Annotated in this window: 12 protein-coding genes and 2 tRNA genes; 8 read left to right on the top strand and 6 right to left on the bottom strand. The window is 71.6% G+C overall.

Annotation, left to right across the window (positions count from 1 at the left end):
* Positions 1–12 precede the first annotated feature (12 nt).
* The 3 genes from ACGFQ9_RS06910 to ACGFQ9_RS06900 all read right to left on the bottom strand — a co-directional run bounded on the left by ACGFQ9_RS06910 (position 13) and on the right by ACGFQ9_RS06900 (position 667).
* Positions 13–85: transfer RNA gene (locus ACGFQ9_RS06910), tRNA-Gly, on the bottom strand.
* A 79-nt stretch (positions 86–164) separates the two neighbouring features.
* Positions 165–236: transfer RNA gene (locus ACGFQ9_RS06905), tRNA-Gly, on the bottom strand.
* A gap of 113 nt (positions 237–349) precedes the next feature.
* Complete coding sequence (locus ACGFQ9_RS06900; RefSeq protein ID WP_393571971.1) at positions 350–667, bottom strand: Lsr2 family protein; 318 nt, start codon at positions 665–667, stop codon at positions 350–352.
* A 295-nt stretch (positions 668–962) separates the two neighbouring features.
* Here ACGFQ9_RS06900 and purS point away from each other — a divergent pair, with 295 nt between their 5' ends.
* From purS to ACGFQ9_RS06870, 6 genes are all read left to right on the top strand, one after another.
* A complete protein-coding gene (gene purS, locus ACGFQ9_RS06895; protein WP_008740952.1) occupies positions 963–1,214 on the top strand; it encodes a phosphoribosylformylglycinamidine synthase subunit PurS in 252 nt (83 codons plus the stop codon).
* 2 nt (positions 1,215–1,216) lie between these two features.
* Positions 1,217–1,897 (top strand): phosphoribosylformylglycinamidine synthase subunit PurQ, encoded by a 681-nt coding sequence (gene purQ, locus ACGFQ9_RS06890; RefSeq protein WP_393571969.1) that lies wholly within the window; start codon positions 1,217–1,219, stop codon positions 1,895–1,897.
* Entirely contained in the window at positions 1,894–4,167 is a 2,274-nt protein-coding gene (gene purL / locus ACGFQ9_RS06885; RefSeq protein ID WP_393571967.1) for a phosphoribosylformylglycinamidine synthase subunit PurL, read from the top strand. Before purQ ends, purL begins: the two co-directional genes overlap by 4 nt.
* Before the next feature lie 168 nt (positions 4,168–4,335).
* Positions 4,336–5,592: a hypothetical protein gene (locus tag ACGFQ9_RS06880; RefSeq protein ID WP_393571965.1), complete on the top strand. Its 1,257-nt coding sequence runs from the start codon at positions 4,336–4,338 to the stop codon at positions 5,590–5,592.
* A gap of 17 nt (positions 5,593–5,609) precedes the next feature.
* The gene (locus ACGFQ9_RS06875) at positions 5,610–6,401 is read left to right on the top strand and encodes a sterol carrier family protein (protein WP_393571963.1); all 792 of its coding nucleotides are present in this window, start codon (positions 5,610–5,612) and stop codon (positions 6,399–6,401) included.
* Positions 6,402–6,447: 46 nt separating this feature from the next.
* Complete coding sequence (locus tag ACGFQ9_RS06870) at positions 6,448–7,305, top strand: META domain-containing protein (protein ID WP_393571961.1); 858 nt, start codon at positions 6,448–6,450, stop codon at positions 7,303–7,305.
* Positions 7,306–7,328: 23 nt separating this feature from the next.
* Here the strand turns inward: ACGFQ9_RS06870 and ACGFQ9_RS06865 are convergent, their stop codons facing one another.
* From ACGFQ9_RS06865 to ACGFQ9_RS06855, 3 genes are all read right to left on the bottom strand, one after another.
* Positions 7,329–7,922: a hypothetical protein gene (locus ACGFQ9_RS06865; RefSeq protein WP_393571959.1), complete on the bottom strand. Its 594-nt coding sequence runs from the start codon at positions 7,920–7,922 to the stop codon at positions 7,329–7,331.
* 23 nt (positions 7,923–7,945) lie between these two features.
* Positions 7,946–9,382, bottom strand: coding sequence for a sulfatase (locus ACGFQ9_RS06860; protein ID WP_393571957.1), 1,437 nt, complete (start codon positions 9,380–9,382; stop codon positions 7,946–7,948).
* A gap of 616 nt (positions 9,383–9,998) precedes the next feature.
* Positions 9,999–10,097 carry a putative leader peptide gene (locus ACGFQ9_RS06855; RefSeq protein WP_393571955.1) on the bottom strand — a complete coding sequence of 33 codons (99 nt, stop codon included), beginning with the start codon at positions 10,095–10,097 and terminating at the stop codon, positions 9,999–10,001.
* Positions 10,098–10,246: 149 nt separating this feature from the next.
* Here ACGFQ9_RS06855 and purF point away from each other — a divergent pair, with 149 nt between their 5' ends.
* Together purF and purM are read left to right on the top strand one after the other, a co-directional pair.
* A complete protein-coding gene (gene purF / locus ACGFQ9_RS06850; protein ID WP_393571953.1) occupies positions 10,247–11,764 on the top strand; it encodes an amidophosphoribosyltransferase in 1,518 nt (505 codons plus the stop codon).
* Positions 11,765–11,841: 77 nt separating this feature from the next.
* On the top strand, positions 11,842–12,909 hold the full coding sequence (gene purM / locus ACGFQ9_RS06845) for a phosphoribosylformylglycinamidine cyclo-ligase (protein ID WP_393571951.1): 1,068 nt from the start codon (positions 11,842–11,844) through the stop codon (positions 12,907–12,909).
* Positions 12,910–12,917 lie beyond the last annotated feature (8 nt).

The raw sequence follows: 12,917 nt of genomic DNA, 5'->3' as shown, positions 1-12,917 counted from the left end.
GCCTTCCTTCTGAGCGGACGACGAGATTCGAACTCGCGACCCTCACCTTGGCAAGGTGATGCTCTACCAACTGAGCCACGTCCGCATGCATCCACACAGCTTTCACTGGGCGGCGCGGGAACCACTCTACCCGATCCACCGAGGTGGTTGGCAAAGAGATTCAGAGCGGGTGACAGGAATCGCACACTGCGCCTTCCCCCTGGAAGGGGGATGTTCTGCTACTGAACTACACCCGCACGACCTTCGGGGTTTCCGACCTGCTGGTCGCTGGCCCCTCGGCGTGATCCACACACTAGCGGATGACACCGGGTGCTTGGCAAATCGGTGGTCGGCGGGCCGCGTTCGGCGGTCAGTGCGCCGCGCTGTAGGCCTCGTAGACCTTCTTGGGGATCCGGCCGCGCGGCGGCACCTCCAGGTTGTTGGAGCGGGCCCAGGCGCGTACGACCGCCGGGTCCGGCGCGAGGGAGGTGTGCTTGTACGCCTTGCCGGAGCGGGCCTGCCGGCGTCCGGCGGCGACGTACGGGGCGAGGCTCTTACGGAGTTTCTTTGCGTTGGCGAGATTGAGGTCGATCTCGTACGACTTACCGTCCAGCCCGAACACGACCGTTTCCGCTGCTTCTCCGCCATCGATGTCGTCGGAGATCGTGACTACTACGCGCTGCGCCACGGATATCGGCCCCTTCGTGCGACACCCACGCCTCTGACGTGCGGGTATGTCGACCATGTGGATGTTTTGTAACAATGCGCCTTTCCCGGTTGAATCCCGGGGATTCCTTTGTACCGCGATTTCCGGCGCATTGCGACGCTCAGTTAATTCGCTCCGCGTGTCCCGCCGCAATCCCGAGCGGGCGGTTTTCCCGTGGATTTTGCGAAGCGTTGGCGAAGCGGACGATATCTACCCGCGTAGAAATTCCGGGCGGGTACGCTGAGGGAACCGCCTTGCACCAACCACCTCATCGGGAGTGCCAGTGGCACGCGTCGTAGTCGACGTCATGCTCAAGCCGGAGATCCTCGACCCCCAGGGCCAGGCGGTGCAGCGTGCACTGCCGCGCCTGGGCTTCGAGGGGATCGCCGACGTCCGCCAGGGGAAGCGCTTCGAGCTGGAAGTGGAGGGACCGGTCGACCAGGCCGCCCTCGACCGCATCCACAAGATGGCCGAAACGTTCCTCGCCAACACCGTCATCGAAGACTTCACCGTGAAGGTCGAGGCCTGACGGTGACCACTCGCATCGGTGTCGTCACGTTCCCCGGAACGCTCGACGACCGTGACTCGCTGCGCGCCGTGCGCCTCGCCGGGGCCGAGCCGGTCTCGCTGTGGCACCGCGACAAGGACCTCCACCAGGTCGACGCGGTCGTCCTCGCGGGCGGCTTCTCCTACGGGGACTACCTGCGCGCCGGGGCCATCTCCCGCTTCTCGCCGGTGATGGAGACCATCATCGAGCAGGCCAGGGCCGGCATGCCGGTGCTCGGCATCTGCAACGGCTTCCAGGTCCTCACCGAGGCCCACCTGCTGCCGGGGGCGATGCTCCGCAACAACCACCTGCACTTCATCTGCCGCGACCAGAAGCTGCGGGTGGAGAACGCGGAGACCGCGTGGACCGGCGACTACACCGCCGGCCAGGAGATCTCCGTACCGCTCAAGAACATGGACGGCCGGTACGTCGCCGACGAGCGCACGCTCGACGAACTGGAGGCCGAGGGCCGGGTGGCCTTCCGGTACCTGGACGTGAACCCCAACGGCTCGCTCCGCGACATCGCCGGCATCACCAACGCCGAGGGCAACGTCGTCGGCCTCATGCCGCACCCCGAGCACGCGGTCGAGCCGCTGATCGGGACCGGCCGCACCGACGGCCTCCCGTTCTTCACCTCGGTCCTGAAGAAGCTGGTCAACGCATGAGCCTCGACACGGTCAAGAACGCGACGGAGACCCCGGACGCGGCGCAGCCCTGGAAGGAACTCGGCCTCAAGGAGGACGAGTACGCCCGCATCCGGGAGATCCTCGGCCGCCGGCCCACGGGCGCCGAGCTCGCCATGTACTCGGTCATGTGGTCCGAGCACTGCTCGTACAAGAGCAGCAAGGTCCACCTGAAGCAGTTCGGTGAGAAGGCCCCGCAGAACGACGCCATGCTCGTCGGCATCGGCGAGAACGCCGGCGTCGTCGACGTCGGCCAGGGCTACGCGGTCACCTTCAAGGTCGAGTCGCACAACCACCCCTCGTACATCGAGCCCTACCAGGGCGCGGCCACCGGCGTCGGCGGCATCGTCCGCGACATCCTCGCCATGGGCGCCCGCCCGGTCGCGGTCGTCGACCCGCTGCGCTTCGGCGCGGCCGACCACCCCGACACCAAGCGCGTCCTGCCGGGCGTGGTCGCGGGCATCGGCGGCTACGGCAACTGCCTGGGCCTGCCCAACATCGGCGGCGAGGTCGTCTTCGACTCCTGCTACCAGGGCAACCCGCTGGTCAACGCCGGCTGCATCGGCGTGATGAAGCACGAGGACATCCACCTCGCCAAGGCCTCCGGCCCCGGCAACAAGGTCATCCTCTACGGCGCCCGCACCGGCGGCGACGGCATCGGCGGCGTCTCGGTCCTCGCGTCCGAGACCTTCGACGCTGCGTCTGACAGTGCCGATGGCACGGGCAAGCCCAAGAAGCGCCCCGCCGTCCAGGTCGGCGACCCCTTCCAGGAGAAGCTCCTCATCGAGTGCACCCTGGAGATCTTCAAGGAGAAGCTGGTCGCGGGCATCCAGGACCTCGGCGGTGCCGGCCTGTCCTGCGCCACCTCCGAGCTGGCCTCGGCCGGTTCCGGCGGCATGCGCGTCGAGCTGGACACCGTCCCGCTGCGCGACGCGACGCTCTCGCCCGAGGAGATCCTCATGAGCGAGTCGCAGGAGCGCATGTGCGCGATCGTCGAGCCGCAGCACGTCGACCGCTTCATGGAGATCTGCGAGAAGTGGGACGTCATCGCCACCGTCATCGGTGAGGTGACCGACGGCGAGCGCCTGGAGATCTTCTGGCACGGCGAGCAGATCGTGGACGTGCCCCCGGGCACCGTCGCCCACGAGGGCCCGGTCTACCACCGCCCCTACGCCCGCCCCGAGTGGCAGGACGCCCTCCAGGCCGACGACGCGGGCCTGCTGCCCCGCCCGCAGACCTCCGAGGAGCTCCGCGCGCAGGTCCTGGCCCTGGTCTCGTCCCCGAACCAGGCGTCGAAGTCGTGGGTCACCGACCAGTACGACCGCTTCGTGCAGGGCAACACCGTCCTCGCGCAGCCCGAGGACGCGGGCATGGTCCGCATCGACGAGGAGTCCAACCTCGGCGTCGCCATGGCCACCGACGGCAACGGCCGCTACGCCAAGCTCGACCCCTACACGGGCGCGCAGCTGGCGCTGGCCGAGGCGTACCGCAACGTCGCCGCGACCGGTGCCAAGCCCCTCGCGATCTCCGACTGCCTGAACTTCGGCTCGCCGGAGGACCCGGGTGTCATGTGGCAGTTCGCCGAGGCCACCCGCGGTCTCGCGGACGGCTGCCTGGAGCTGGGCACCCCGGTCACCGGCGGCAACGTCTCCCTCTACAACCAGACCGGCGAGGTCGCCATCCACCCGACCCCGGTGGTGGCGGTGCTCGGTGTCATCGACGACGTCAACCGCCGTACGCCGATGGCGTTCCGGGAGGCCGGCCAGCTGCTGTACCTGCTGGGCGACACCCACGGGGAGTTCGGCGGCTCGGCCTGGTCCCAGGTCGTCCACGACCACCTCGGCGGCATGCCGCCCAAGGTGGACCTGGCGCGCGAGAAGCTGCTCGCCGAGATCCTGATCTCCGCCTCCCGCGACGGCATGATCGACGCCGCGCACGACCTGTCGGACGGCGGCGTGATCCAGGCGCTCACCGAGTCCTGCCTCAAGGGCGGCAACGGTGCGCGCGTGGTGGTCCCGGAGGGCCTGGACGCGTTCACCTTCCTCTTCTCGGAGTCCGCGGGCCGGGCCGTCGTGGCCGTCCCGCGCAGCGAGGAGCTCCGCTTCACCGACATGTGCGGCGCGCGCGGCCTGCCCGCCACCCGCATCGGAGTGGTGGACGGCGAGGAGATCGAGATCCAGGGCGAGTTCACCCTCCCGCTGGCCGAGCTCCGCGAGGCCCACGAGGCGACGATCCCGGCCCTGCTGGCCTGACCGTCCCGGCCGCTCGGCGCGGCCGCCGCGGGCCCGGTCCGGAACCCTCCCGGTTCCGGACCGGGCCCGCGTTCCTCCCGTCGTGGTGGCGGGGGGCCGAAACGGCCGTAGCCGTTCCGTGCCCTGACGGGCCCTGTCCCCGTCAGGGTTTCTCCGGATACTGGCGGCGTGAGTGACCACGTCAAGTTCCTGCCTGACGCTGCGATACCACCCGGCGGCGTCCCCACCTGGAGCGTCGCGGACGCCGAACGCTGGCGTGCGGCCCGCCTCCCCGCGTTCTTCGCCCCGGCCGCCGTCTGGGCACTGGCCCCGCTGGTGCTCACGGCGATCGTCCTGCTCGCCTGGAACGAACCCGCCGAAGGCATCCGGGGCACGGTCTGGGAGAGCTTTCCGCCGGCGGTCGTGCTGTTCTGCCTGCCGCTCTGGTACCGCATGGTCCCGGCCGTGACCGCGGTGGCCGCGTTCCTGCCCGCCGGGTACGCGGTGTACGACCTGGCCGGGCTCCCCGGCTGGGACACCCCGGGCCGGATCGGCAACCTGCTGGTCCTCGCCCTGTGCGGATACGCGGCCACCGGGGCGCTGCTGCGGCTGAGGGCCCGGCGGCGCCAGCGCGGTCTGATGCTCGCCGCCGCGGGCAAGGCCCGTCACCGGCTGCCGGAGGAACCCGCCGCCATCCGGCGCAGACGCGGCCTGCCCGGCGTCCTGACCGGCGCCGGACTCTGCCTGGCCGCCGCCGCCCTCCTCGGCTGGGCCCTGTCCGCGGACCTGGGCGCGGACCGGGACCACCCGTACGACGCCACCGGGCAACAGATCCTGGCCATGCTGCTGCTCATGCCCGGCGTAGCCCTGATCGGCCATGGCCTGAGCGGGCTGCGCGCCGCCCGGCGGCTGCGCTCCGGCCCGCAGCCCGCGCTCCTCGTCGGGGTACGCGGGGGCACCGTCGAGACCAGGTGGCTGTACCCGGACGCCCGGACACCCGACGCGCCCCCGCTGATCTCGTACGCGTACCGGTACCGCGACTGGGCCGAGGGACGCACCCTGCTCGGTGGCCCCGGGGAGCGGCTGCGCGTCGAGCACCACGACATCAACCAGTTCTCCGAGCCCTACGAGGCGATCCTCTACGGCCCGGCGCACGAGGGCGCCGAGGTCCTGATCGAGAGCGCGTACTACCACCACAGCGGCCGGCTCTCCACCATGGTGACGGTGGCGCAGCTGCTGCCGCGCCGCCGCCACGGCCTCTCCGCCTGGCGGCCCGCGGGCACCTCGTACCGGCTGGAGGCGCGCCGGCCGGCCGAGGCCCGCCGGGCGGGGGCCTCCTCGTCCTCCGGCGGCGACTCCGGTTCCGGCGGCTGCGGTTCCGGCAGCAGCAGCTGCGGGAGCTCCTTCAGCAGCAGCTGCGGCGGCGGCTGCGGGGGCGGGGACTGATCGGGCAGACTCGCCGCATGGCACCCAAGACGCGCAGGTACGACACGGCCCGGACCAAGGCGGCCGTACTGGCCCAGTACGGCCATGTCGCCGACGCCGTGCGCGGGCTGACCGGGGAACAGATCGCGGCGGCCTCGGGCGTCGGGGAGTGGACCGTGGGGGACCTCGCCGGGCACATCGCGTGGGCCGTGGGCTCACTGGCCGAAGCCGCCGCCCTGCCTCCGGCGGAGAAGGCCGAGGTGAGCGTACGCACCTGGCCGTTCGCGACCGGGCCCCTCGCGGACTGGACCGTCGACGTGCAGCCGGGGGAGGGGCGACCCGAGGCGCCTGAGGACCTCGACGCCCTGTACGCGCGGACCGGGGAGCGGTTCACCGAGCTGCTCGGCGTACTGCCCGGGGACCGGCTGCTCGCGCTGTGGATCGGCGGCATGACGGTGGCCGACTTCGTCGTGACCCGGGCGGTGGAGCTGGTCGTCCACACCGACGACCTCAACCGGGCGCTGGGACTGGAGATCCCCCTCGACCGGCAGGCCCTCGCCGCCTGCGTACGGGTGCTCGCCGACGCGCTCGCGGAGAAGGCCCCCGGGGGCGCGGTGGAGGTGCGGATCCCGCCGTTCGCGGTGGTCCAGTGCGTGGAGGGCCCACGGCACACCCGGGGCACCCCGCCGAACGTGGTGGAGACCGACCCGCTGACCTGGATCCGGCTCGCGACCGGGCGCGCCGGGTGGGCGGCGGAGCTGGCCGGGGCGCGGGTCAGCGCCTCCGGGGACCGGGCGGACCTGTCCGGCCTGCTGCCGGTGATGAGCTGAGGGAACCGGCTGGGAACCGGTTGGCCGGCGGCCACGTCGGAGGGGCATGAGGATTGCCAGCCGAACCTCCCGAGCCAGCCGAACCTCCCGGACCTCCCGGGCCGTCCGGACCGTCCCCGTCCTCCTGGCCGCCGTACTCGCCCTCGCCGCCTGCGGTGACGCGGGCCAGGGCCGGCCGGCCGGCCCCGGGGACGGGCAGAACCTGTCCGCGGGCACCTGGTCGGTCGAGTCGCTGAGCACGGGCGGCCGAACGCTGAACGCGCCCCCGCAGGCCGAAATCAAGATCCGTCCCGGGCTCGCCGAGGCGGGCGTCGCCTACGGCTGCAACGGCGGTTCGGCCGAACTCGCCGTCGCGGACGACGGCCGGACGGTCGAGGTGAAGCAGGGCTCGCGCACCATGATGGCCTGCCCGGACCTCGCCTTCGAGAACGCGTTCGCCGAGCTGTTCAAGGGCCGGCTGCAGATTGCCCGCGCGGGCGACGCCCTGACCCTGACCACCCCCTCCGGGGACCGGATCTCGCTGAGCTCGGCGCCCCGCCCGCCGGCTCCGCCGCTCACCGGAACCCGCTGGAGCGTGGACTCGCTGATCAAGGGGGAGACCGTGTCCTCCGTGCCGGCCGGGGCGCAGGGCCGGGCCGAGCTGACGATCGCCGCCGACGGTGCGGTGACCGGCAGCCTCGGCTGCAACCGGTTCAGCAGCAAGGCGGTGGTGGACGGCCCGAAGATCACCTTCGGGCCGGTCGCCGCCACCCGGATGGCCTGCACCGGCCCGGCCGGAGAGGTCGAAGGGGCGTTCTCCGCGCTGCTCCGCAACGGGCCGCTGCAGTACGCCGTCCAGGACGACGCGCTCACCCTGACCGCGGCCGACGGCACGGGCCTGAGGGCGACCGCGCGGGCGAAGTGACCGGTCCGGCCACCCGGCGGTGGTCAGACGTGGGCGGTGCCGCCGTCCTGGGCCATGGCCTTCGCCACGGCGCCGCGGTTCGCCGCCCACAGATCCCCGTCCACCTTGGGCAGGGCCTCGTCCCACAGCGGGAGGCAGCTGCCGCGGAACTGCAGCATGCCCTCCGGCCGCGCGAAGAAGAACAGGTGCAGATGGGCGCCGCCGTCGCCCCACCGGTTCACGTGCACCCGGGCGATCCCGCCCAGCGAGAGCAGGGCCCGCTCGACCCGCTGGATCATCGGGCCCAGCTCCGCGGACCGCTCGGCCGGCAGGTCGGCCAGGTCGTGGTGGCCGCGGGGCAGCAGTTTGACGATGGCCGGCATGGCGCCGTGCTCGTCGACCAGCCGCCAGTGGTCGTCGGTCCACAGGCAGTCGGCGTCGGCGTAGGAGCACGGCACACAGCCCTCCGGGCCGTGCTCCCCGTTCCGCGGCGGCTCGGGCAGCGTGGGTGGCTGCAGGGCCCGGACGCGGATGTCCCCCTCGTAGGGGAATACGTCCCATTCCTGGACGCCGGTGTCCGGGAGGGGAAGCGGTACCCCGATGGGAAGTTGCCGCACGTACGCGCTGGATTCGGTCATGCGGTGATCATGACAGCGGATGATCAGCCCGGGTAGGGGAGCAGCGTGCCGTTGGTCTTCTCCCAGGCGGAGCGCAGCTCGGCCAGGCGGACCGGGTCCACCGTGGCCTTGTCGGCCTGCTCGCGGACATCCCCGGCCAGGTCGAAGAGCTGGTCGCGGCCGCTCTTGCCGCGGTAGTACTTCCAGTCGCCGCGGCGTAGCGCGCGCTCGCCGCGGACCCGCCAGAACAGGTCCCGGGCCGGTGCCCGCTCACCGCGCAGCAGGTAGCCGGCCAGGCTGGCGCCGTCCAGCGGGTAGGCGGGGTGCGGGCGGGCGCCGGCGACCTCCAGCAGGGTGGCCGTCCAGTCGGGGGTGACCACCGGGACCCGGCTGACCTGGCCGCCGTCGATGCGGGCGGGCCAGCGCAGGATGTTGGGGACCCGGATGCCGCCCTCCTGGAGGGAGGCCTTGTTGCCGGACAGCGGCCAGTTGTGGGAGAAGCGCTCGCCGCCGTTGTCGCTGGAGAAGACCACGATCGTGTCCTCCTCCTGCCCGGACCGCTTCAGGGCCTTGAGCACCTCGCCGATCGACCGGTCGAGGTCCTCGACCATCTCCTTGTACTTCTCGACCGAGCCGCCGTCCTGGTGCCACAGGGCGCGTCCGTCGCCCGCCTTGATCCGGCGGGTGATCTCGGCGCTCGCCTCGGTGTCGCCGTCGGCGATCCAGGGCCAGTGCGGGGTGGTGAAGTTCAGGTTGAGCAGCCAGGGCTTCGCGTCGCGGCCGCGCGGGCGGGAGACGTACTCGCTCGCCCGCTCGGTGAGGATGCGGGTGTAGTAGCGGAGGTCCTTGTACTCGGCGTCGCCCTCGTAGAGGTCGTACTCGCCGCCGAGGCCCAGCTTGGAGTAGTACTCCAGGGCACCGCCGAAGTTGCCGAAGAACTCGTCCCAGCCGGACCGGGTCGGGCTGTAGTCGGGCAGGTAGCCGCAGTGCCACTTGCCGATCAGCGCGGTGGCGTAACCGGCGTCGCGGAGCAGCGAGGCGAGGGTGGGGTGGGTCGGCTCCAGGCCGGCGGACTTGTCGGCGATCGGCTCGGCGAGGCCGCCCTTGGTGCGGCCCGGGTAGCGGCCGGTGTAGAGGCTGAAGCGGGTGGGGGAGCAGGTGGCGGAGCCGGAGTAGGCGTCGGTGAAGCGGACGCCCTGGCGGGCGAGGCGGTCGAGGTTGGGGGTCTTGATGTGCGGGGCGCCGTACGAGGACAGGTCGGCCCAGCCGAGGTCGTCGCCGAGGATGAAGAGGATGTTGGGGCGGCGCGAGTGCCGGCCGCGGCGCGCGGTGAACTCGCGCTCGGCGTACACGGCGTCCTGCGCGGAGCCCTGGGCTGCGGCGGCCGGGCCGGCCGCCCCTATCGCCGCAGCGGCGGCGGTGGCTCCGACGGCGCCGCCGAAGGCGCGGCGGGACAGCGGAGACTGGCTGTTACTGGGCATGGCTATGGGTACTCCCGGACAGTGCGAATGGTTGACGTACGCCTCGCCCTGCTGCGCGGCTCTCCCCCACCCCGCCCTCCCCCAGACTCCGTCCGGGGGGACCCCCATCCCGAAACCGGGGCTCCGCCCCGGACCCGGGCGGGGCTCCGCCCCGGACCCCTCGGGGCTCCGCCCCGAACCCGGGCGGGGCTCCGCCCCGGGCCCCGTCGTCGCCCCTGACGGGGCAGGACCGGTGCGCCCCGTCAGGGGCGCGGGGAACTGCGCGACAAGCCACGATCGGCCCGCAGGCCGCCGCACAGGGCAGCGCCCCGAAGGGGGGGCCGGGGCAGAGCCCCGGTTACGGGAAGGGGCGGGGAGGGGAGAAGGCCCCGCAGGGAACGGCCCGAGAGGCCGGGCACCAGGCAGACCACAGGATCGCTGTGCAGAACCAGGAGCAGCCCGCGTCAGGGCAGACAAAGGCTGCGGAAGGGCAGGGCAGGGCAAGGCAGATGCGAGGCAAGGCAAAGGCGCGGCAGGCCACGCAGGGCAAGGCTTCGGCGGGCGCGAGCCGGCTACGGCAGGGCCACGCGGGATCGCCGCGCCGGCCCCACAGGCCGGCTACGGCGGCGCGCAGCGGCTAGCGGACGGAGCAGCGACAGATCGCGCTCGCTACACGGACCAGGTCGACGTGTCGGCGCTCGACGAGGGTGACGGTGCCGTCACCGAGAGGCTGCATGGCACGGGAGCCTCCACGACACCCACCGGCACTGTCAAGATCGCGTTCCGGATACCGAGACACGCGTAGACAGTCACCCTTCGTGCTGTGACATTTCCCGGGGCGTCCCCAATTCGGACCAGTGGTCGATGTCGCCTAGACTCGGTGTTGTGCCTCGTGGTGATGGACGACTCAACCACGACCTGCTCCCCGGCGAGAAGGGCCCCCAGGACGCTTGCGGCGTCTTCGGTGTCTGGGCTCCGGGTGAAGAGGTCGCCAAGCTCACCTACTTCGGACTGTATGCCCTGCAGCACCGTGGACAAGAGTCCGCGGGCATCGCTGTGAGCAACGGTTCCCAGATCCTCGTCTTCAAGGACATGGGCCTCGTGTCCCAGGTCTTCGACGAAACCTCCCTGGGTTCTCTCAGGGGTCATATCGCGGTCGGTCACGCCCGCTACTCGACGACCGGCGCCTCCGTCTGGGAGAACGCCCAGCCCACCTTCCGGGCGACCGCCCACGGCTCGCTCGCGCTGGGCCACAACGGCAACCTGGTGAACACCGCCGAGCTCGCCGGGATGGTCGCCGACCTCCCCCGGCAGGACGGCCGTGCCACCCAGGTGGCCGCGACCAACGACACCGACCTGGTGACGGCCCTGCTGGCCGGACAGGTCGACGCCGACGGCAAGCCGCTGACCATCGAGGAGTCCGCCCGCGTGGTGCTCCCGAAGGTCAAGGGCGCCTTCTCGCTCGTCTTCATGGACGAGGGGACCCTCTACACCGCCCGTGACCCGCAGGGCATCCGCCCGCTGGTCCTCGGCCGGCTGGAGCGCGGCTGGGTGGTCGCCAGTGAGACCGCCGCCCTGGACATCGTCGGCGCCAGCTTCGTCCGCGAGGTCGAGCCGGGCGAGCTCATCGCGATCGACGAGAACGGCCTCCGCACCTCCCGATTCGCGGAAGCGAAGCCCAAGGGCTGTGTCTTCGAGTACGTCTACCTGGCCCGTCCGGACACGGACATCGCCGGCCGGAACGTCTACCTCAGCCGGGTCGAGATGGGCCGCCGCCTCGCCAAGGAAGCGCCCGCCGAGGCCGACCTGGTGATAGCGACGCCGGAGTCGGGCACCCCCGCCGCCGTCGGATACGCCGAGGCCAGCGGGATTCCGTACGGCTCCGGCCTGGTGAAGAACGCCTACGTCGGCCGGACCTTCATCCAGCCGTCCCAGACGATCCGCCAGCTGGGTATCCGCCTGAAGCTGAACCCCCTCAAGGAGGTCATCCGGGGCAAGCGCCTGGTTGTCGTCGACGACTCGATCGTCCGCGGCAACACCCAGCGCGCCCTCGTCCGGATGCTCCGCGAGGCCGGTGCGGCCGAGGTCCACATCCGGATCTCCTCCCCGCCCGTGAAGTGGCCCTGCTTCTTCGGCATCGACTTCGCGACCCGTGCCGAGCTGATCGCCAACGGCATGACGGTCGAGGAGATCGGCAAGTCCCTGGGCGCCGACTCCCTCGCGTACATCTCCCTCGACTCCATGATCGAGGCGACGACGATCCAGAAGCCCAACCTCTGCCGTGCCTGTTTCGACGGCGAGTACCCGATGGAGCTGCCCGATCCGGAGCTCCTCGGCAAGCAGCTGCTGGAGACCGAGCTGGCCGGCGGTACCGACGCCGCCGACGCGCTCCGTCGTCCGTAGCGGGACGGGTCACGGGCCGTCCGGTCCGTGACCGCCCGTAACCCCTCACGCAGTACGACACGAAAGTTCTCTCTCCCATGTCAGAGACCACCGGTGCCAGCTACGCGTCCGCGGGCGTCGACATCGAGGCGGGCGACCGCGCCGTCGAGCTCATGAAGGAGTGGGTGAAGAAGACCCAGCGCCCCGAGGTCCTCGGCGGCCTCGGCGGATTCGCCGGACTCTTCGACGCCTCCGCCCTCAAGCGCTACGAGCGGCCGCTGCTCGCCTCCGCCACCGACGGCGTCGGCACCAAGGTCGACATCGCCCGCCAGATGGGCGTCTACGACACCATCGGCCACGACCTGGTCGCCATGGTGATGGACGACATCGTGGTCTGCGGTGCCGAGCCGCTGTTCATGACGGACTACATCTGCGTCGGCAAGGTCCACCCGGAGCGGGTCGCGCAGATCGTCAAGGGCATCGCCGAGGGCTGTGTGCTGGCCGGCTGCGCGCTGGTCGGCGGCGAGACCGCCGAGCACCCGGGCCTGCTCGGACCGGACGACTTCGACGTCGCCGGAGCCGGCACCGGTGTGGTCGAGTACGACCGGCTGCTCGGCGCCGATCGCATCCGGACGGGTGACGCGGTCATCGCGATGGCGTCCTCCGGCCTTCACTCGAACGGGTACTCGCTGGTCCGCCACGTCCTCTTCGACCGGGCCGGGCTGTCCCTGGACCGGGAGGTCCCGGAGTTCGGCCGGACCCTCGGCGAGGAGCTCCTGGAGCCCACCAAGATCTACTCGCTGGACTGCCTGGCCCTCACCCGTACGGCCGAGGTGCACGCGTACTCGCACATCACCGGCGGCGGCCTCGCGGCCAACCTGGCCCGGGTCATCCCGGACCACCTGCACGCCACGGTCGACCGTTCGACCTGGACCCCGGGTGCGGTGTTCGACCTGGTCGGCAAGGCCGGCCGGGTGGAGCAGCTGGAGCTGGAGAAGACCCTGAACATGGGCGTCGGCATGATGGCCGTCGTACCCCAGGAGTCGGTGGACGTGGCCCTGACCGTGCTGGCCGACCGCGGGGTCGACGCCTGGGTCGCGGGAGAGATCACCGAGCGCGGGGACCACACCGAGGGCGCGGCCCTGACGGGTGCCTACGCGAGCTGAGCAGCGCC

Source organism: Streptomyces sp. NPDC048603, assembly GCF_043199475.1.
GTDB lineage: Bacteria > Actinomycetota > Actinomycetes > Streptomycetales > Streptomycetaceae > Streptomyces.
Note: the sequence above shows the minus strand (reverse complement) of the source record. Positions and strands in the feature narration are given on the sequence as shown.